The following is a 19,421-nucleotide window of genomic DNA, read 5'->3' on the forward strand; positions in this document are numbered from 1 at the left end:
CGGCGGCGCGCCCCGCGGAAAGGGAGGCTAGAGCACGAAGCCGGCCGACGAGGTGACCTGGCCGACGACGTGGATGACCATGTCGTCGCCTTGTCCGTCGCCGTCGGTGTCGAACTCCAGCACGGTGCGGTTCTGGCCGGCGTCGTAGACGGCGCGGACCTGGCCGGCGGTGTTGGTGAAGCTGGTCACCCAGGCGAAGGCCTGGTCGCCGGCCACGCCCACGTTGGCGTCGACCATCGAGACGTCGATGATGTCGCCGCCGCCCGGCGTGAAGTCCAGGATCCGGTCCGGCGCGGCGGCGGTGGAGTGGGCCGCGTTGCTGAACACGAACCGGTCGGCGCCCGGGCCGCCGTGCAGGTGGTCCTGCCCGGCGCCGCCGTCGAGGGTGTCGTTCCCCATCATGCCGTAGAGGTAGTTCGCGCCGGAGTCGCCCTGGCCGCTGTCGGCGCCGTTGCTGAGGATCAGCCCTTCGATTTCGACGAAGACGTCGCCCGCCGCCCCGCCGGCGTTGGCCGCCGAGTTGGCCAGCGAGGCCGTGACGCCGACGCTCGTGTCGTCGTAGCGGGCGTAGTCGAAGCCGGCGCCGCCATGCAGGTAATCCCCGCCGGCGCCGCCGAACAGCTGGTCGGCGCCGCCCATGCCGTAGATGTAGTTGGCCCCGGCGTCGCCGTAGGCGACATCGTTGCCCGAGCCCAGGATGAGGCCCTCGATCTCCACATAGACGTCTCCGGCCGCGACCCCGGTGTTGACGGCGGGGTTGGCCAGCGAGGCGGTGAAGCCGGCGTAGGCCTGGTCGTCGTAGCGGGCGTAGTCGAAGCCGGCGCCGCCGTGCAGGTAGTCCGCGCCGGCTCCGCCGAACAGCTGGTCGTGCCCGCCCATGCCGTAGATGTAGTTGTCGCCGGCGTCGCCGAAGCCGTAGTCGTTGCCGGACCCGAGGATCAGGCCTTCGAACCCGACGTAGGTGTCGCCAGCCGCCGGGCCGGTGTTGAGGGCCGGATTGGCGAGCGAGGCGGTGAAGCCGGCGTAGGCCTGGTCGTCGAAGCGGACGTAGTCGAAGCCCGCGCCGCCATCCAGCTTGTCGCCGCCGTGGCCGCCCCAGACGTTGTCGTGACCGTCGCCGCCCAGGATGGTGTCGGCGCCGTCGCCGCCCAACAGGGCGTCGGCGTCCGCCCCGCCCGACAGCGAGTCGTCGCCGAGGCCGCCTTCCAGGCGATCGGCGCCGGCCTCGCCGGACAGCTTGTTGGCAAGTTCGTTGCCGATGATCCGGTTGGCGAGCTCGTTGCCGGTCCCGAGCAGCGCGGCGCCGGTGAGCACCAGGTTCTCGACGTTGGCGCCGAGCGTGTAGCTCACCGAACTGCGCACGGTGTCGTTCCCGCCCCCGGCCAGCTCCTCGACCACGTCCTTGGTGACGTTGACCACATAGGTGTCGTCGCCGAGCCCGCCGATCAGCGTGTCGTCGCCGCCGCCGCCGTCCAGGACGTTGTTCCCGGCGTTGCCGACGATGCGGTTGAAGCCGGAGTTGCCGGTGACGTTGAGGTTGGCGCTCCCCAGGAGCACCACGTTCTCCACCTCGTTCCACAGCGCCGCGATCGAGACGGTGGTCTCGACCCGGTCCACGCCGCCGGCGCCGACGTTGTCGGCCTCGTTCACCACGTCGCCGACGTCGTCGATCCGATAGACGTCGTCGCCGTCGCCGCCGGCCATGGTGTCGAGGCCGGCCCCGCCGACCAGAGAGTCCGCGCCCTGGCCGCCGACCAGGGAGTCGTCGCCCTCCATGCCGAACAGGGTGTCGTTCCCGGCGTCGCCGGTCAGCCGGTTGGCGGCGGCGTTGCCGGTGAGTTCGTTGTCGAGCCCGTTGCCCGTGCCGTTGACGGCCCCGTCGAGCAGCACGAGCTTCTCGAGGTTGGCGCCCAGGATGTAGCTGGCCGCGCTGCGGACGGTGTCGATCCCGGCCCCGGCGCCTTCGATCACCACGTCGGAGGTGACGTTGACGACATAGGTGTCGTCGCCCGCCCCGCCCTGCATGGTGTCGCTGCCCAGGCCGCCGTCGATCAGGTTGGCCCCGCCGTTGCCGGTCAGGTGGTTGCCCTTGCCGTTGCCGGTGACCGACAGGTCCGCCGTCCCGGTCAGGATCGCGTTCTCGACGTTGTCCCAAAGCGTCAGGCTGACGCTGGCGTAGACCGTGTCGACCCCGCCGGCGCCCAGGTTGTCGGCCTCGACGACCACGTCGCCGGCGTTGTCCACATAGTAGACGTCGTCGCCGTCGCCGCCGACCAGCCGGTCGGCGCCCGCCGCACCGTCCAGCGTGTCCTTGCCGCCAAGCCCGTTCAGCGTGTCGTTGCCCGCGCCGCCCAGCAGCGAGTCGTCGCCGGCCGTGCCGGCGCCCGGGTCGACAGGCGGTCCTTGGCCCGCGCCGCTCTGCACGTTGTACGGGCCGCTCGCCGCGACGGTGAGCTGGAAGACGTCGCTCGTCTGGTCGCCGCTGGCGTCCTGGGCCACGAGCTTCAGATAGATCGTCTGAGCCGTGGTCGGCGTGCCGTTCAGCGTCCAGGTGGACGGATTGAACGTCAGCCAGGCCGGGAGCGTGCCGCCGTTGACGGGCTCGCCGCTCGCGTTGACCAACTGCAGCGACAGGGTGAGCGCATCGCCCGGATCCACATCGACGATGGCCGTCTGCGGCACGATGTAGTGGAAGGCCGAGACGGGCGCGACCAGGTCCGGCGTCGCCTGGCGGAGCTGCGGGCCGGTGCGCGAGACCCCGTCGGTCCCGACGCCGTTCAGCGTGTTGTTGCTGACGATGCCGCCGCTGGCCGCCGCATGCTCGCGGATCAGCCACGAGCCGTTCGTCGTGCTGATCGTGTTGCCGCTGATCTCGAAGCCTTCCGGGATCAGCGTCGTGTTCGAGGTCGGGTCCAGGGACGGCGTGACGTAGATCTCGCTGTAGAGATCCGACCCCGCCTGCGAGTTGTTGGCGATGGTCGAGTTCAGCACCGAGACGTTGTCGGAGCCGTCGATCTTCACGCCCTCGCGGCCGTTGTTGTGGATGTTGACGCCGTCGATGGTGACGTCGTGCGAGTACTTCACCAGCACGCCGGCCAGGGCGTTGCCGTAAACCTCGCCGCCGGTGATGGTGATGTCGAACGGCGATGCGATCAGTTCGCTGCCGCGTTGGACCGTGATCCCGTTGCCGCCGTTGTCGTAGGCCTGGTTGTTCTGCAGCACGGTGTTCTGGGTGGTGGTCACCACGTTGAAGCCGTGCCGGTCGTTGGCGTAGCTGACGTTGTTGCGGATCGTGGAGTCGATCAGGAAGTCGAGGGTGAAGCCGTCCAAGCCGTTGTGGTGGGCGACGCTGTCCTCGATGGTCAGCCGGATGGTCTGCTCGTGCGGGTCGAAGCCGTAGCCGGAGGCGTTCTTCACCTCGACGCGGCTGATGGTGATGTCGCTGTCGCGCTGGGTCGAGCCCGGCGCGGTGCCGACGAAGATCCCGTCCACCTTGCCGGTGGTGTTGGCCCGGTTCCCGTCGATGGTGAAGTCTTCCATCTTGACCTGGGTGGTCGGCACGTTGAACGGCGTGCGCACCACCCCGGTGATGTCGATGTTGGCCCCGTCCAGCACCTTGATGGTGGAGACGCCCATGCCGGCGCCCTTCAGGGTCACGCCGTCGGTCAGCTGGATGCCGGCGTAGGTCTTGCCCAGGCCGTCGTTGCCGATGCCGTAGGTGCCGGCCGGCAGGTAGACGATCCCGCCTCCGTTTTGCGCGGCCGCGTCCACCGCCGCCTGAATGGCCGCCCGGTCGTTGGCGACGCCGTCGCCGACCGCGCCGTAGTCCTTGACGTTGTAGGTGCCCGGGGCGGGCGGCGGGGGCGGGGCGCCCAGCGTCACGTTCGGCGTGCCGCTGTCGCTGACGGTCAGCTTGAAGAGGTCGACCTCGGTGTTGCCGGACTTGTCCTTGGCCTCGACCTGCAGCCAGAAGGTCCCCTCGGACGGCGGGTCGCCGACGATCATCTTGCGCACGGTGTCGAAGCTCAGCCACGAGGGCAGCGCGCCGCCGCCCACCGGCTGGCCGTTCGCATCGACCAGCTTGAGGCTCAGGCTCACCGCGTCGCCGGAGTCGATGTCCACGTACGCCGCGTTCGGGATCTGGAAGTAGAAGTCGTCGCTGGGCGCCACGAGGTCGGGCATCTCCACCCGCACCTGCGGACCGGTGAGGGTCTGGGCGCGGACGAAGCTGCCCTCGAAGACGTTGCCGTCGATGTGGCTGCCGACCACCTCCACCGCCTCGCGGATGCCGTACGAGGCGTTGGTCGAGCCGATGGTGTTGTTGGTGATGGTGACGTCGCTGACCCAGAAGGTGGAGCTGGTCAGGTCGTCGACGTACTGGTTGAGGTAGATCTCGGCGTAGAGGTTCGAGCCCAGCTGGCTGTTGTTCTCGATCGTCGAGCCGGTGATCGTCACGTCCCGCGAGCCGTAGACCTTGATGCCCTCGCGGTCGTTCTCATAGACGTGCACGCCGTCGATGATGATGTCGTGGGACATCTTGACCAGGATGCCGTCGAGGTTGCCGTAGATCGCCCCGCCCTTGATGGTGATGCCCTGCGGGGAGGGGACGTTCTCGCTGCCGCGCTGGATGACGATGCCGGACGAGCCGTTGTCGTAGGCGATGTTGCCTTCCAGCACCGTGTTGTGGGTCTGGGTGACGACGTTGAAGCCGTGGCGGTCGTTGCCGTAGCTGACGTTGTTCTTGATCGTGGAGTCGATCAGGAAGTCGAGGGTGAACCCGTCCAGCCCGTTGCCATGGCTGACGCAGTTCTCGATCCACATCCGGACGGTCTGCTCGTGCGGGTCGATGCCGTACCCGGAGCAATTCATCGCTTCGACGTTCAGCAGGGTGATGTCGTAGCACTTCTCCGGGCTGCCGGGTTCGGTGCCGCAGAAGAAGCCGTCGACCTTGCCGCTGGTGTTCGCCCGGTTCCCGTCGAGCGTGAGGTCCTTGATCGTGACGTTGTGGGTCTCTTCCCCGACCGGCGTGCGGATCAGGCCGGTGAAGCCGACCGTGTTGCCGTCCATCGCCTTGATGATGGTCTCGCCCATGCCGTCGCCGATGATGGTGACGTTGTCGCGGACCTGCAGGCCGGCGTAGGTGCGCGTCGCCGCGCCGCCGTCGATGGCGTAGACCCCGGCCGGGATGTAGACCACGCCGCCACCGTCTTGGTAGGCCTTGTCCAGCGCGGCCTGGATCGCGGCTCGGTCGTTGACGAGGCCGTTACCGACCGCGCCGAAGTCCATGACGTTGTAGGTGGCCATCCAGCTCGTCCCCCGAATCACACTGCGCAAGCGGGGGCTACGCGCCGGCCCCCTCTTTTTGCTCGGCGGTCTCAAACCGGAATCGGCGGCCGAAGTTGCGTCGGAGAACGGCGAAATCGTATTTTCGGTCGTGCGACGGCCGTCGAATCAACCTAAACGGGCTCGTTTCGAGGTGCGGCTCAACCCGCCGGCGTGGTCCTTGCGCGCGCTAGCGGAGCCCCGTTCGGCCGGCGCCTAGTGCGCCTCGTCCCAGTTGGCGGCGGCGCGGGCTTCGACGACCAGCGGCACGCTGAGCGAGACGACCGGCTCGGCGGCCTTCTCCATCACCTGACAGGCGATGCGGATCACCTCGTCGGCCTCGGCCTCGGGGGCCTCGAAGACCAGTTCGTCGTGCACCTGCAGCAGCATTCTGGCCTTCAGCCCCGCGGCCTTCAGCGCGCCCGGCATGCGGATCATCGCCCGGCGCATGACGTCGGCCGCCGCCCCCTGGATCGGGGCGTTGATCGCCGCCCGGTCGGCGAAGCTGCGCTCGGCCTGGCTCTTGCCGCGGGCGGCGGGGATATGGACCTTGCGGCCGAAGATGGTGGTGACGAAGCCTTCGGCCCGCACCTGCCGCTGCTGGCGGTCCATGTAGGTGCGGATGCCGGGGAAGCGCTCGAAGTAGGTCTTGATGTAGGCCCCGGCCTCCTCGCGCGGGATGTTGAGCTGGTTGGCCAGCCCGAAGGCCGAGATGCCGTAGACGATCCCGAAGTTGATCGCCTTGGCCCGCCGGCGGGTCTCGGCCGGCATCCCCTCCACCGGCACGCCGAACATCTCCGAAGCGGTCATGGCGTGGATGTCCAGGCCCTCCTGGAAGGCCTTCTTCAGCTGCGGGATGTCGCCGATGTGGGCCAGGAGGCGCAGCTCGATCTGGCTGTAGTCGGCGCTGATCAGCACATTGCCCGGCTCGGCGATGAAGGCGCGGCGGATCTTGCGGCCCTCCTCCGTGCGGATCGGGATGTTCTGCAGGTTGGGATCGGTGGAGGCCAGCCGCCCGGTGCTGGCGGCGGCCAGCTGGAACGAGGTGTGGACCCGGCCGGTGGCCGGCGAGATCGCCTCGACCAGGGCGTCGGTGTAGGTGCCCTTGAGCTTGGAGAGCTGGCGCCAGTCGAGCAGCACCCGCGGCAGCTCGTGGCCCTGGGCCGCCAGGTCCTCCAGCATCGAGGCGTCGGTGGACGCAGCCCCGGTGGCGGTCGTCCGGCCGGAGGCCAGCCCCATCTCCTTGAACAGGATGTCGCCGATCTGCTTGGGGCTGCCCAGGTTGAACGGCCGGCCCGCCAGCCGGTGGGCCTCGGCCTCCAGCTCGGCCATGCGCACCGAGAAGTCGTTGGACAGCAGGCGCAGCTGCTCCGGGTCGACCTTGACCCCGGCCAGCTCCATCTCGACCAGCACCTTCGGCATCGGCCGCTCGAGGGTCTCGTAGACGGTCAGCAGGCCTTCGGCGGCCAGGCGCGGCCGCAGGTGCTCGTAAAGGCGCAGGGTGACGTCGGCGTCCTCGGCCGCGTAGCAGGTCGCGGCCGCGAGATCGACGTGCTTGAAGCTCTTCTGCGTCTTGCCGGTCCCGGCCACCTTCTTGAAGCTGATCGGCTCGTGCTCCAGCCACTGCTTGGAGAGCTCGTCCATGCCGTGGCTCTTCCGCAGCCCGCCCTCCAGGGCGAAGCTGACCAGCATGGTGTCGTCGATCGGCGCGACGTCGATGCCGTGTCGCAGCAGGACGGCCAGGTCGTACTTGGCGTTCTGCGCCACCTTGAGGACGGACGGGTCCTCCAGCAGCGGCTTCAGCCGGGCGATCACCTCCTCGCAGGGGATTTGGGCCAGGTCCTCCTTGCGTTCGAACTCAAGCCCGCCGTCGCCGTCGTGCTCATGGCCGACGGGGATGTAGCAGGCCTCGCCCGGCGCGACCGCCAGCGAGACGCCGCACAGCGCCGCGCTGGCCGAGGACAGGGCGTCGGTCTCGGTGTCGAAGGCGACGATCCCGGCCTCGCGGGCCCGGGCGATCCAGGCCTCCAGCGTGGGGATGTCTCGCACGCACTGGTAGGCCTCGACGTCGATCGGCCCGTGCTGCGGCTTCGGCGGCGCCCGCATCTCCGGCGCGGGCGAGGGGGCGCGGGCCTCGGCGCCCCCGAACCCTTCGGCGACCCGGCGAGCCAGCGTCCGGAACTCCATCTTCTCCAGGAACTCGGCCAGCGGCGGGCCCGGGTCCTCCACCGCCAGCTCGTCGATCGGGGCCGGGAGGGGGGTGTCGCAGTCCAGCTTCACCAGCTCCCGCGAGAGGCGGATCTGGTCGGCGAAGGCGATCAGCGTCTCGCGCCGCTTGGGCTGCTTGATCTCGCCGGCCCGCGCCAGCAGCGTGTCGAGGTCGCCGTATTCCTGGATCAGCTGGGCGGCGGTCTTGATGCCGATGCCCGGAGCGCCCGGCACGTTGTCGACGCTATCGCCGCACAGGGCCTGGACGTCGACCACCTTCTCCGGCGGCACGCCGAACTTCTCGAGCACCTGCTCGGGGCCGATCTTCACGTTCTTCATCGTGTCGAGCATCGACACGTTCGGCCCGACCAGCTGCATCAGGTCCTTGTCGGAGGAGACGATCACCACCTCGCCGCCGCCGTCGCGCACCTTGCAGGCGTAGGCGGCGATCAGGTCGTCGGCCTCGTAGCCGGGCAGCTCCAGGCAGGGGACGCCGAACGCCTTGGTCGCCTCGCGCACCAGCGGGAACTGCGGGACCAAGTCCTCCGGCGCCGGCGGACGGTGCGCCTTGTACTGGTCGTAGAGGTCGTTGCGGAACGTCTTCTCGGAGTGGTCGAACACCACCGCCAGGTGGGTCGGCGCGTCGGCCTCCTTGCGCATGTCCACCAGCAGCTTCCACAGCATGTTGCAGAAGCCGGCGACCGCGCCGACCGGCAGGCCGTCGCTCTTGCGGGTCAGCGGCGGAAGGGCGTGGTAGGCGCGGAAGATGTAGCCCGAGCCGTCGACCAGGTAGAGCCGGACCTTGGGCCCGTCCTGCGTCGGCTCGCGGGGGATCTCGGCGAGGGTTTCGGGGGCGGGATCCAGGACGTCGCTCATCGGCCCAACATAAGGCGCGCACGCCGCCGGGTCACCCTGAGCGCCCGCATGCTGCAGTGCAAAACTTTAACCACATCGCCTCACCCCCCCTTAACCGAGGTGGCGGCAATAGGGCGCGCATTGAAGCGTACCCATTTCGCCAAGGCCTCATCTCGCGGCCGCGGCGCCGTCACTTTCCAGAAGGGGATAGACATGAACAAGCTGATCGCCGCCGCCGCCCTGGCCGCCACCTTCGCCGCCGCTCCGGCCTTCGCGCAGGAAATCCGCATCTCGGTCGCCGGCAAGTCTCAAGAGCAGCTGCAGGCCGAAGTCGCCTACGCCGCCCGCACCGTCTGCGTGAAGGAAGTCCAGGACGAGAGCTTCCGCCTGTACGCCTTCAGCCGCTGCATGAAGGACACCCTGGAGAGCATGCAGCCGCAGCTGCAGCAACTCGCCCAGCGCTGAGTTTCGCCGCTTCGGCGGACCGGAGAGGGCCGGCGCTCGGGGGAGCGGCGGCCCTCTTTGCTGTCGGCGTCCGGCGTCGCGCCCGTGGCGCCGGCGCAATGTTGCGACGCAATACCGCAAGCCTTGCGGTGCATCATTCCGGCCGTCCAGGCGCGGCCCCTCCCAACCTTCGCCGCGCCCGGCCGACTGACTTTCAGGGGATAGACATCATGATGAAGATCATCGCCGTGGCGGCCCTGGCCGCCGCCGTCGCCGCGCCCGCCTTCGCGGGCGACATCCGCGTCTCCGTGGCCGGCAAGAGCCGGGCCCAGGTCGAGGCCGAACTGAACGCGGCGGTGCGCCGGGTCTGCCTGCGCGAGATCGAGGGCCAGACCCTCAAGCTCGACGCCTTCGGCCGCTGCGTCGACGCCGGCCGCGACGCCGCCCTCGCCCAGCTCGAGCGCACCTCGCCGCGGCTGGCGGCGCGCTAAGGCGCACGCTCTCCAACTCGTCATGGCCGGCTTCATGCCGGCCACCCATCCCGTTGAGTCCGAACCGCGCCAACGGCTGGGTCGCCGGGACAAGCCCGGCGATGACGGAGGGCGCGCGCCCCGCCCTCAGTGCCCGTGCGGGCCCTCGTAGACGCCCGGCGCCAGCCGTTCGTCCTCGGCGCCCTCGCCGGCGTCGGCCGCCAGCACGAAGCGGCGGTCGCAGTAGGGGCATTCGACGAACCGCGCCTCGCCCATCTCCAGCCAGACGCGCGGATGGCCCAGCGCCCCGCCGACCCCGTCGCAGGCCACCCGGCCCGAGCGGACGGTGATCACCTCGGGGGGCGGCAGGTCGGGCGTCAGCGCCGGCCGCTGCGGGGCTGGCTCGGGCCGCTTCTGCGCCTCGGATCCCAGGTTGCGTACGCGTCGAGCCATCGGGCCATCTTCCTCATCGCGGCCGGGCAAGCTTGGCGCCCCGGCCGGGCGCGCCCCCGAGCCTGTCCGGTTCAGGCGGAACGCCTGAGCCGATCAGACAGGCTCGAAGTCCAAGAGCATAGAGCGCGCCGGACGGGCAACCGGCTTCCACTTGGCCCTTGCGCGCACTAGGTATGCGAGCACGGCTTTCGCCGTCAATTCGCGCAAAGGCCTCATGGACCTACCCGATTTCGCCATCGAGGCCGAGGGCCTCATCAAGACCTATCCGGCCACCAAGACCGCGCCTGAGATGCGGGCGCTGAAGGGCGTCGACCTGAAGATCCCCCGCGGGTCGATCTTCGGCCTGCTGGGGCCCAACGGGGCGGGCAAGTCGACCTTCATCAACATCCTGGCGGGCCTCTGCCGCAAGACGAGCGGCACGGTCCGCATCTGGGGCCGCGACATCGACGAGCGGCCGAGAGACGCCCGCGCGGCCATCGGCGTGGTGCCCCAGGAGATCGCCGCCGACCCCTTCTTCACGCCCAAGGAGAGCCTGGACGTCCAGGCCGGCATGTACGGCGTGCCCCCGAACGAGCGGCGCACCGCCGAGCTGCTGGCCGCCCTCGGCCTTTCCGACAAGGCCCAGGCCTATGTGCGCCAGCTCTCCGGCGGCATGAAGCGGCGGCTGATGGTCGCCAAGGCCATGGTCCACAACCCGCCGGTGCTGATCCTCGACGAGCCCACCGCCGGCGTCGACGTGGAGCTGCGCCGCCAGCTGTGGAGCTATGTGCTCGAGCTGAACCGCAAGGGCGTGACCATCGTGCTTACCACCCACTACCTGGAAGAGGCCCAGGAGCTCTGCGACCAGATCGCCATCATCAGCCGCGGCCAGGTGGTGGCCAACGAGCCGACCACGACCCTCCTCTCGCGCCTCGACACCCGCCACGTGATCGTCACGCCCCTGGAGCCGGTGGAGCGCGCCCCCGACCTGCCCGGCTTCGAGGTGGCCCTGCGCCCGGCCGGCGGCTTCTCGGTCAGCTACAAGACCGGCGAGTCCAGCGTCGAACAGGTGCTGGCCGCCATCCGCGCCTCGGGCCTGCACATCAAGGACATCGCCACCGAGGATCCGGACCTGGAGGACGTCTTCCTGGCCCTCACCTACCAGGCCGAAGACGCGGCGGCGATCTGACCCCAACCGGGCGTTTGCGGCCGCCGCCCCTTTCGGCTATGTGAGCCCTCCGCTGAAGACGCACCCGTAGCTCAGCTGGATAGAGCGTTGCCCTCCGAAGGCAAAGGTCACACGTTCGAATCGTGTCGGGTGCGCCAGCGTTTTGCCAGCAAAGACAGGTGCATGCGGCCTGGCAACGCCCACCGAACCCCAGATGAGCTAGTCGGACGCTACCGGCGCAGCGCGTAGCGTCGGCCTCCCGGTGCAATAGTGCGCAGAGAGCGGCGGGGAGTCATCGCCGAAACCGATCCACTGATGTTAGGAGGTGCGGCTTAGGGGGGGCGCTCTCGGCACCCTTCGGCAGAGTGCAGCTTCTCGACACGATCTGAATGCGCAAGCGGCCGGCTCAGCCTCTCCCCTGATCGTGTCGAAGTATCTCGACCATTGCTTCGCCCGCAATCCGAAGCCTATCGAAAGGCATGGCTGAGTCAGATGGTAACAAGGACGGCGGACGCGGGTGTTTCTCGCCGCAAGTGTTCTTCGCGATTTACGCCCTGACTGTGCCATTGGCGCTTGGCGTCTTCGCGCTGTGGCTCCCGCTGAAAACGGCCGGCGTACAAACGCTCAAGGATTGGCAGACCTTGGTAGGCGGTGTGTTGGCAATCGTCGCTGCCGTCGTGGGCGGCAGCTTTGTCTATAACCAGACGGCCGTTGCAAGGCGGCAGGAAAAGGAACGGGTGACTCGCCACCACGCCGCCGCGCGTGCCGTTCTGCCACTGGCCCTGAGCGGGATGGTCGAATACGTCGAGCAAGCGACCGTCGAGCTCGAGGCGCTCCGGGCGACCGCGGCGGGTCATCGTGTAAGGGGCGGAACAGTCCCGCCCTTTGCCGCGCCTAAGTTGGACGCAGAGATAATAGGCGCGCTTAGGGATGTAATCGAGGGCGCCTCGAAGGAAATAGGTGAACGGGTCGCGCAGGTCATTCGCGACTTTCAGGTGCTAGACGCAAATCTGCGGACAATACCTAAGAGAGTTACCCCGTTTCATACATCCCTCACTACGTTTGATCTCGATTCCTATCAGCTTCGAACGGCGGAGGTGTTTGCGCGATGCAATGACCTCTTTGCATATGCGCGGGGCGAAGAGGATGGGCCGCCCGCCGCATATCCAACCGTGAATAGCTTAACCTCCGCGCTAACGCTTCTGGGGTTGAATGAGATCACCCACAAGACGTTGTTCGAGAACGCTGTGGCGCGTGCGGCGCGTCATGCGTCAGGAGAGCGAGGCGCTTGACCCGAGACGGCCTAAACCCAGCCTCCATCCTCGCACGCAAAGGTCACCACGTTCGAATCGTGTCGGGTGCGCCAGCGGCATTCCGCCCTTACGTCCCGCGGGCAGATCTCACCTGCCGGGCCAGAAGCTTGCTTTTACTTCTTCAGTTGCGACGCCAGAATTACGTGCGGGTTCGATCCTGCCACGTAAAGACATTCCAAGAGTGCCAATCGCGCTAGCTCCTCGGCAAGGGCCCGTCTCTCTGTAAAGTCATGGCCGATCCATTCACTGGTACCATGTACGAGCCGGCTACGTCCTGAATTGTATAGTTCTTCGACAGTCGATTTGAAACTTGGACCGCCGGGGTGAATGGGATCCACGCGCTTCAAACGGAACCGCGCCTCTAGCAACTCTAAGATGCCTTTGGCGCGGGTTCCGCCAGCCAATGCATCAAGACTCGCCATGAAGTTAACCACTGCGATTGCGTCGCTCTCCTCACGGCATCCGGCGTAGAACCACTGAAGCGCCTGAACTAGGGCCCGAAGCAAATTGAGTCGGGGCGAGGCGTCGCCAATGCTGGTCAGCAAGCCAATTGCTTCACCTGCAGCGCCGAACACCGGCGCGGCGGTCGGCAATTCAGCAACCCAATCCTCAACATTGATAGAGGGCCCGAACGGCGTCCCGCGCAGCCTCGAACCACCGATTACTAAGCGGCCGGGGATGAAAGTGATCGCCTGCTGCAAGTAGTGCTTTGCATCGAAGCGCAGCCGCATGCCCTCCAAAGCGCGAGATGCTACGGGCCATTGGAGCGCGACGACGACCAGCGCTAGGCGCGCCGCTGTGGCTGCGGCTTCCAAACCAGCGTCTGAGCCAAAGCCTTCGATCCTTACGCTCGCCACGTACGGCGCTCGGGCGATGGCGCTGACGATGCTAAGCTCGTGAACCGACGAGGCACCGGGCTTCCGTTTTGCCACGCTACCGCCGCGGAATGTCTTGCGGAGGCGCCTGGCGGTCACGGGTGTGAGATCACGCTCCTCAGTTTTGCGGGTCAGCCAGTCATTCGTGTCTTCGAACGTCACGGGCCCGATCGTGAATGGCGGAACTCCGGGATCTCCGAAGAGAGTGACTCCAAAGGCGTGCTCCCGACCGGGCAAGCCAGCGAGTTGCTCATCGACTGCTGCTTCTACGGCTGCAACCAATTCGGCACCGGTTTCAGCGAACGGCCGTGAAAGATCTAGTCGCGCCAGCACTGGACCCGTCGCGCTACGCACCCAACTGCGCCACTCGCGCTGCTTGACCACCTTTCTTGAGGCGGGCCGGGCCAGTTTTAGCTCTGCCGCGAGCGCTGAAATCAATTCATCAATCTCTTTCGTGATCTGGAGCGTTCGCCCATCACCCACACCAATGAGCCGCGGCAGCTGGAAGTCATCACCGTGCGAGATGCCTTGTGGCGACAGGCCCTGTATATCTGCCAGCCGCGCGACAATGTTTTCTCCCAACTTCGCTTTCGTCATGTCACCCCTGCATCACTTACGTGCTTGCTGTGCAGGTGTAGCCCCGCATCGCCCGCGCATCTCGGTGCGCGCGTCATAAGGTAGATTAGGCGCGATGCGGCGCCGCCTCGCATGCGATTGGCCCCGCCCGCCCTACCTCACCTTCAGCGCCAGGATCACCAGCAGCGCCGACACCCCCAGGTGCACCAGCATGAAGCGCACGAGGACCTGGCTGTTGGACCAGCCGAGCTCCTTGCGGCAGTGGTCGTGGAGGGGGAAGCGAACGCCGGAGAGGATCTTCAGGCCGAAGAAGCGCATCAGGGCGACCTTCATCAGACCGGTGGCGCCGTTCAGCAGCAGCATCGAGCCGACCAGCACCAGGAAGAGGGGGTTGTTGGTGGCCACCACCAGCATGCCGATCATCAGCCCGATCGGCCGCGAGCCCGCATCGCCCATGAGGACGAGGCTCGGCGGGGCGTTGTACCAGAGGTAGCCGGCGATGCAGCCGACCATCAGGAAGGCCATGATCGCCCAGCTGGCGCCTTCGCGGTTGAACGGCACCTGCAGGTGGCCGGCCACCACCTCGTTGCCGATCACCGCGTAGAGCAGGCCGCCCAGCAGCATGATGGCCGTGCCGGTCAGGCTGCCGGAGACGGCGTCCACCCCGTCCGAGCAGTTGGTGGCGTTGATCGCCAGCCAGATGACGCCGGTGGCCAGCGGCGTCGCCAGCCAGGGCGAAAGGACGATGGGATCCTTCCAGAGGGGCAGCCACAGGGTGGCCGGCTGCATGCCGTAGATCACCATCGCCGCGCCGACGGCGATGGCCGCGTCCATCACCGCCAACTGGTACTCCGAAAAGCCGCCGCGTCGGTCGTCGAGGTACCCCACGACCATGGCGGCCAGCACGAACGGCACGGTCAGCAGGGCCCGTGAGGTCAGCGGCACGAAGATCACCGCCGCGATGCAGAAGATGGAGATGAAGATCAGCCCGGCGCTGACCGGCTTGCCGACGCTGAGTTCGGCGTTCACCGCGAAGGCCCGGCCGCGGTCGGTGGGCAGCCGGCTCCACAGCTTCGGCAGCACCATCCAGGTGACCAGGGCGCAGGCGGCGAAGCCGATGCCGGCCAGGAAGAAGAAGGAGTTGAAGAGCCGCAGCGGCCCCCAGGCCTCGCCCACGGCCGAATAGATCCAGTTGAGCATGTGGCGCAGATCCGACGCAGCGATTCGTGCGCCGGTTGTCGGGTGATCCGCCGCCCCTGTCGACGGCTCAGCTTGGGGCGGCGGCGTTCTGCCTCGGCGCCCCGCCCAGCCGGTCGGCCAGGGCGAACACCAGCGGGTTGAGGCTGATGGAGAGCAGGGCGGCGGCCAGGATCAGGTCGTGGGTCTCGCGGCTCATGGCGCCCAGGGCGACCGAGAGGCCGGCGAGGATGAAGGAGAACTCGCCCACCTGCGCCAGGCTGGCGGCGACCGTCAGGCTGGCCCCCCGCTCGAGCCGGAAGGCCGCGGTGATGGCCAGGGCCGCCAACGACTTGCCGAGCAGCACGATGGCCAGCACGGCCGTCACCGCCAGCGGCTCGCGCCACAGGATGGTCGGGTCGAACAGCATCCCCACCGAGACGAAGAACAGCACCGCGAAGGCGTCGCGCAGCGGGATGGCCCGCTCGGCGGCGTTGTGGCCCAGGGGCGAGCCGTTGAGCACCAGGCCGGCGACGAAAGCGCCCAGCGCGAACGAGGCGCCGAACACCTCGTAGGCCAGCCAGGCGATGCCCAGCGCGATGGCCAGCACGCCGAGGGTGAAGAGCTCGCGCGAGCGGGTGTGGGCGATGCGCACCAGGATCCACGGCAGGACGCGGCCGCCGACCACCAGCATCAGCCCGACGAAGGCGGCGACCTTGATCAGCGTCCAGCCGAGCTGGACCGCCAGGCCCCCGCCGCTGGCCTGCCCGGCCCCGGCCAGCAGCGGCAGCAGCACCAGGGCGACGACGATCACCAGGTCCTCGACGATCAGCCAGCCGACGGCGATCTTGCCGGCCTCGGACTTGATCTGCTTGCGCTCCTCCAGGGCGCGGATCAGCACCACGGTGGAGGCCACGGAGAGGGCGAAGCCGAGCAGCGCCGCCTCCACGTCCGGCAGGCCCATCAGCCGGCCGAGGCCCCAGCCGAGCAGGGTGGCCGCCCCGATCTGCACCAGCGCGCCGGGCAGGGCGAGCTTGCGCACCTTCATCAGGTCCTGCGGCGAGAAGTGCAGCCCGACCCCGAACATCAGCAGGATCACCCCCACCTCGGCGAGCTGGGGCGCGAGCTCGGTGTCGGCCACATAGCCCGGCGTGAAGGGGCCCACGGCCACGCCGGCCAGCAGGTAGCCCACCAGGGGCGAGAGCCTCAGCCGGTTGGCGACCATGCCGAAGATGAAGGCGAGCACGAAGCCGCCGACGAGCGTCATGATCAGGCTGTCGGCGTGCGGCATCCGGTCTCCGTCTTCACGATGTGGCGAAGCTCTCCAACTGGGGCGAAGCATCGCACAACGCAACCGCCCGCCCCGCAAAAAACCCGCGCGAGATCGCGCCATATCCGGATCGCCTGCCCGTTGAGCGCCGGCTCGCCCCAGGCTTGTCCTTGAGTTGTGCTTTGCTTTCAGCGGCCTACTATGGCGCGAAGGACATTGGGGGGTGTTCAGGATGCGCGCGTTCGTATGCGCACTGGCCATGGCGCTGGGCCTGGCGGGCGGCGCGCAGGCCCAGGCGTGGAAGACCGTCGGCGAGATCGAAGGCGCGCGCCATGACATCGACCTGGGCAGCGTGAAGCGCGAGGGCGCCCATGTCGCCTCGACCATGCGCATGGTCCCGAAGAAGCCGCAGAAGACCGACGGCAAGACCTGGGTCGAGCTGCGCATGCAGCGCCTGGACGACTGTGCGAACGGGGTGATGACCCTGGTCGCGGTCGCCAGCTATGACGCCAGGGGCGCGGTGGTCGGGCGGGCGGACGGCTCGGACCGGCCGCGGACGATGGACATCAAGCCCGGCACGGCCGCGGCCCAGTACCACGACACGGTCTGCGCCATCGACGTTCGGCGCGCGGCGATGAAGCCGGCCGTGCCGCTGCCGGAGGCCGGCGAGATCTCCTGGACGCTGCTCGCCCACGACGAGAAGGCCGGGACCGACCACTTCAGCCTCGATGGCGCGGTGATCGACGCCGGCGAGGGCACGGTGCTGGCGATTGTCCGCCAGGACTCGCTGACCGCCCCGCCGCTGGCCTCCGGCGAGCCGTACCGCTCGGTCGTCAGCGCCTTCGCCGTGGACTGCCAGTCGGGCGAGTATGTGATCCTGTCGTCCGACTACTACGACCGCCACGGACAGCTGATCTTCACCTTCACTTCGCCGCCTGAGACCCTGAAGGCCTCCAAGGGCGCGCCGACCTCGGCCGCGGACGTCCTGTGGCGCAACAGCTGCCAGCCGGGTGTCGCACGCGCGGTCGGCGACCGGCGCCAGGCCGCGATCAGCACCGGCACGGCCTGGCTCGGCCCGAAGGGCTATCTCGTCACCGCCAGCCACGTGGTCGAGGGGGCGAGCCGTTTCACCCTCTACCAGGGCGGCAAGCCCGTCGGGACGGCCGAGCTGGTGCTGAACGATCCCGCCAACGACGTGGCGGTGCTGAAGCCGAAGCTTGAGGGGCCGCCGCGGCGGGTGCTGGGGCTGGCTTCCGGGCCGGCGATCCTGGGCGAGCCGATCCTGTCGCTGGGCTATCCCGCGCCGGACGTGCTGGGGCTTTCCATCAAGGCCACCGCCGGCGAGGTGAACGCCCTGGCCGGCGCGTCCGACAACCAGCGGACCGATCCGCGCCTGCTGCAGATCTCGGCCCAGACCCACTCGGGCAACAGCGGCGGGCCGGTGATCAACCGGGCCGGCCAGGTGGTCGGCATCGTGGTCACCAAGATGGACCTGCTGGCCGAAGACGAGCCGGCGCAGAACGTCAACTACGCCCTCAAGGCCGGATACGTGCGCAACATGCTGGTCGAGCTGCCGGACGTCGGCGGCCACGGCGGCGAGTGGGCGCTCGTCCCCGGGCAGAACGCGGCCGAGCTGCTGCAGGGGTCGGTCTTCCTGCTCGTGGCCGAAGCGGACGCGGAGGAAGGCTGATGCGGCGGGTGCTGCTCTTCCTGGCCCTGGCGCTCGGGCTCTGCAGCCCGGCCGCCGCCCGGGAGGCGGCCCCGGCGCGCGTCACCGGAAACGAGTCCTGGCGGCACGTGGCGACGGGCGTCGCCGGCGACCGGATGGATATCGACATGGCCAGCATCGTCGTGCGCGACGACGGCAAGATCTATTCCGTCAGCCGGCACGCGTGGCCGAAGACCCAGGTGGACGACGGCGTCCGCTGGATCGAAGTCCGCTTCCGGCGCGTCGACGACTGCCGCACCGACACCTTCCACTACATCTCCGCCGTTCGCGTGGATGCGGCCGGGCGCACCGTGTCCGTGGACGAGTTTCCGCCCGTGCCGGGGCCGGTCGTCTCCGGGACGATGGGAGAGGCTCACCGCAACATCGTCTGCGCGGTGGCGGCCAGGCGGGCGGCGCTGGTCGCGGCCAACCCGGTGGGCCTGTCGGACGGGGCGGAGTGGGGCCGGATCGGGCCGGCCGGCTCGCAGGCCGACCACTACCTGCTGGAGGAGGGCGTGGTGCTGATGCGGCCGGGGTTGGTCATGGCCCTGGTCAAGCGGGTGGGGACGGCCCTGGAGCCGCTGCCTACCGGCGAGGCCTACACCCAGACCATCGCCTCCCACATCTACGACTGCGGGGGCCGGCAGTGGGCGGTGCTCGCCACCGACTACTACGACATCGAGGGCAAGCTGATCAGCACCGAGACGACGCCGCGGGAGAAGCTGCGGCCGACGCCTGCGCTGGCCGGCTCGACCGCCGCCTCTCTGCTGGCCGCCGCCTGTGCGCCGGGCCTGGCCCAGCCGATGCAGCGCGAGGCGCAGGCGCGGGGAAGCGGCACGGCCTGGCTGGGGCCGAAGGGCTATCTCGTCACCGCCGCCCACGTGGTGGAGGGCGGCGCCCGGTTCGTGCTGCTGCAGAACGGCGAGCGGGTCGGCACGGCCGAGCTCGTGGCCGCCGACCCGGCCAACGACGTGGCGGTCCTGAGGCCGAAGCTGGACGGCGCGCCGCGCCGCATCCTGGGCCTGGCCGCCCAGCCGGCGCCGCTGGGCGCCGGCGTCGTCGCGCTGGGCTATCCCGCGCCCGACCGTCTGGGCCTGGCGATCAAGGCCACCGGCGGAGAGGTGAACGCCCTCGCCGGGCGCATCGACGGGCGGCCGGACGATCCGCGCTTCCTGCAGATCTCCACCCCGGTGCACGGCGGGAACAGCGGCGGTCCGGTGGTCGACCAGGCCGGCAAGGTGGTGGGCATCGTCACCAGCGGCCTGACCGGCCTGGGCGATGAGCTGCCGCAGAACGTCAACTTCGCGCTGAAGGCGGCCTATGTCCGCACCCTGATGGCCGACCTGCCGGACCTGGGCGGCCACGCCGGCGAGTGGTCGGTGGCGCCCGGCCAGAACGCGGCGGCGCAGGTGCAGGACGCGGTGTTCCTGATCCTCGTCGAGGGCTAGCGGCGCAGCTTCTTCATCAGCCACTGGCCGACCAGCAGCGCCAGGGCGACCACGAAGGCGAAGCCCGCCAGGACCCGCACCGCGTCGACCACGAAGCCGACGATGGCGGCGACCACCATCACCGCCAGCAGGATCAGCACCCATCGGCCCATCGGC

At 68.8% G+C, this 19,421-nt stretch carries 13 protein-coding genes and 1 tRNA gene; 7 read left to right on the plus strand and 7 right to left on the minus strand.

Annotation, left to right across the window (positions count from 1 at the left end; all coding sequences use genetic code 11):
- Positions 1–27 precede the first annotated feature (27 nt).
- Together ACFSC0_RS08705 and polA are read right to left on the minus strand one after the other, a co-directional pair.
- Positions 28–5,304, minus strand: a complete 5,277-nt coding sequence (locus ACFSC0_RS08705) for a glycosyl hydrolase family 28-related protein (RefSeq protein WP_377283988.1) — start codon at positions 5,302–5,304, stop codon at positions 28–30.
- 234 nt (positions 5,305–5,538) lie between these two features.
- Positions 5,539–8,406, minus strand: a complete 2,868-nt coding sequence (gene polA / locus ACFSC0_RS08710; RefSeq protein ID WP_377283987.1) for a DNA polymerase I — start codon at positions 8,404–8,406, stop codon at positions 5,539–5,541.
- 120 nt (positions 8,407–8,526) lie between these two features.
- Between polA and ACFSC0_RS08715 the strand changes: the two genes are divergently transcribed.
- The gene (locus ACFSC0_RS08715; RefSeq protein WP_377355133.1) at positions 8,527–8,850 is read left to right on the plus strand and encodes a hypothetical protein; all 324 of its coding nucleotides are present in this window, start codon (positions 8,527–8,529) and stop codon (positions 8,848–8,850) included.
- Between the two features lie 209 nt (positions 8,851–9,059).
- Complete coding sequence (locus ACFSC0_RS08720) at positions 9,060–9,320, plus strand: hypothetical protein (protein WP_377283985.1); 261 nt, start codon at positions 9,060–9,062, stop codon at positions 9,318–9,320.
- Positions 9,321–9,446: 126 nt separating this feature from the next.
- On the opposite strand, the gene ACFSC0_RS08725 is transcribed toward ACFSC0_RS08720, so the two are convergent.
- Positions 9,447–9,752 carry a zinc-finger domain-containing protein gene (locus tag ACFSC0_RS08725; protein ID WP_377283984.1) on the minus strand — a complete coding sequence of 102 codons (306 nt, stop codon included), beginning with the start codon at positions 9,750–9,752 and terminating at the stop codon, positions 9,447–9,449.
- 214 nt (positions 9,753–9,966) lie between these two features.
- Between ACFSC0_RS08725 and ACFSC0_RS08730 the strand changes: the two genes are divergently transcribed.
- The 3 genes from ACFSC0_RS08730 (at position 9,967) to ACFSC0_RS08740 (ending at position 12,191) form a co-directional block, all read left to right on the plus strand.
- Complete coding sequence (locus tag ACFSC0_RS08730; protein ID WP_377283983.1) at positions 9,967–10,920, plus strand: ABC transporter ATP-binding protein; 954 nt, start codon at positions 9,967–9,969, stop codon at positions 10,918–10,920.
- A gap of 60 nt (positions 10,921–10,980) precedes the next feature.
- Positions 10,981–11,057: transfer RNA gene (locus tag ACFSC0_RS08735), tRNA-Arg, on the plus strand.
- 321 nt (positions 11,058–11,378) lie between these two features.
- Positions 11,379–12,191: a hypothetical protein gene (locus ACFSC0_RS08740; protein ID WP_377283982.1), complete on the plus strand. Its 813-nt coding sequence runs from the start codon at positions 11,379–11,381 to the stop codon at positions 12,189–12,191.
- A gap of 134 nt (positions 12,192–12,325) precedes the next feature.
- Here the strand turns inward: ACFSC0_RS08740 and ACFSC0_RS08745 are convergent, their stop codons facing one another.
- The 3 genes from ACFSC0_RS08745 to ACFSC0_RS08755 all read right to left on the minus strand — a co-directional run bounded on the left by ACFSC0_RS08745 (position 12,326) and on the right by ACFSC0_RS08755 (position 16,130).
- Positions 12,326–13,684 carry a hypothetical protein gene (locus tag ACFSC0_RS08745; RefSeq protein WP_377283981.1) on the minus strand — a complete coding sequence of 453 codons (1,359 nt, stop codon included), beginning with the start codon at positions 13,682–13,684 and terminating at the stop codon, positions 12,326–12,328.
- Between the two features lie 132 nt (positions 13,685–13,816).
- The gene (locus tag ACFSC0_RS08750) at positions 13,817–14,863 is read right to left on the minus strand and encodes an MraY family glycosyltransferase (protein WP_377283980.1); all 1,047 of its coding nucleotides are present in this window, start codon (positions 14,861–14,863) and stop codon (positions 13,817–13,819) included.
- 67 nt (positions 14,864–14,930) lie between these two features.
- On the minus strand, positions 14,931–16,130 hold the full coding sequence (locus ACFSC0_RS08755) for a cation:proton antiporter domain-containing protein (RefSeq protein WP_377283979.1): 1,200 nt from the start codon (positions 16,128–16,130) through the stop codon (positions 14,931–14,933).
- Between the two features lie 211 nt (positions 16,131–16,341).
- On the opposite strand from ACFSC0_RS08755, the gene ACFSC0_RS08760 reads away from it, so the two are divergent.
- The gene (locus tag ACFSC0_RS08760; protein WP_377283978.1) at positions 16,342–17,799 is read left to right on the plus strand and encodes a S1C family serine protease; all 1,458 of its coding nucleotides are present in this window, start codon (positions 16,342–16,344) and stop codon (positions 17,797–17,799) included.
- Complete coding sequence (locus tag ACFSC0_RS08765; RefSeq protein ID WP_377283977.1) at positions 17,799–19,265, plus strand: S1C family serine protease; 1,467 nt, start codon at positions 17,799–17,801, stop codon at positions 19,263–19,265. The genes ACFSC0_RS08760 and ACFSC0_RS08765 overlap by 1 nt, the downstream gene beginning before the upstream one ends.
- Here ACFSC0_RS08765 and ACFSC0_RS08770 read toward each other — a convergent pair.
- Positions 19,262–19,417 carry a hypothetical protein gene (locus ACFSC0_RS08770; protein ID WP_377283976.1) on the minus strand — a complete coding sequence of 52 codons (156 nt, stop codon included), beginning with the start codon at positions 19,415–19,417 and terminating at the stop codon, positions 19,262–19,264. The genes ACFSC0_RS08765 and ACFSC0_RS08770 overlap by 4 nt on opposite strands.
- Positions 19,418–19,421 lie beyond the last annotated feature (4 nt).

Origin of the sequence: Phenylobacterium terrae, from assembly GCF_042681205.1 — a bacterium.
Classification (GTDB): domain Bacteria; phylum Pseudomonadota; class Alphaproteobacteria; order Caulobacterales; family Caulobacteraceae; genus Phenylobacterium; species Phenylobacterium terrae.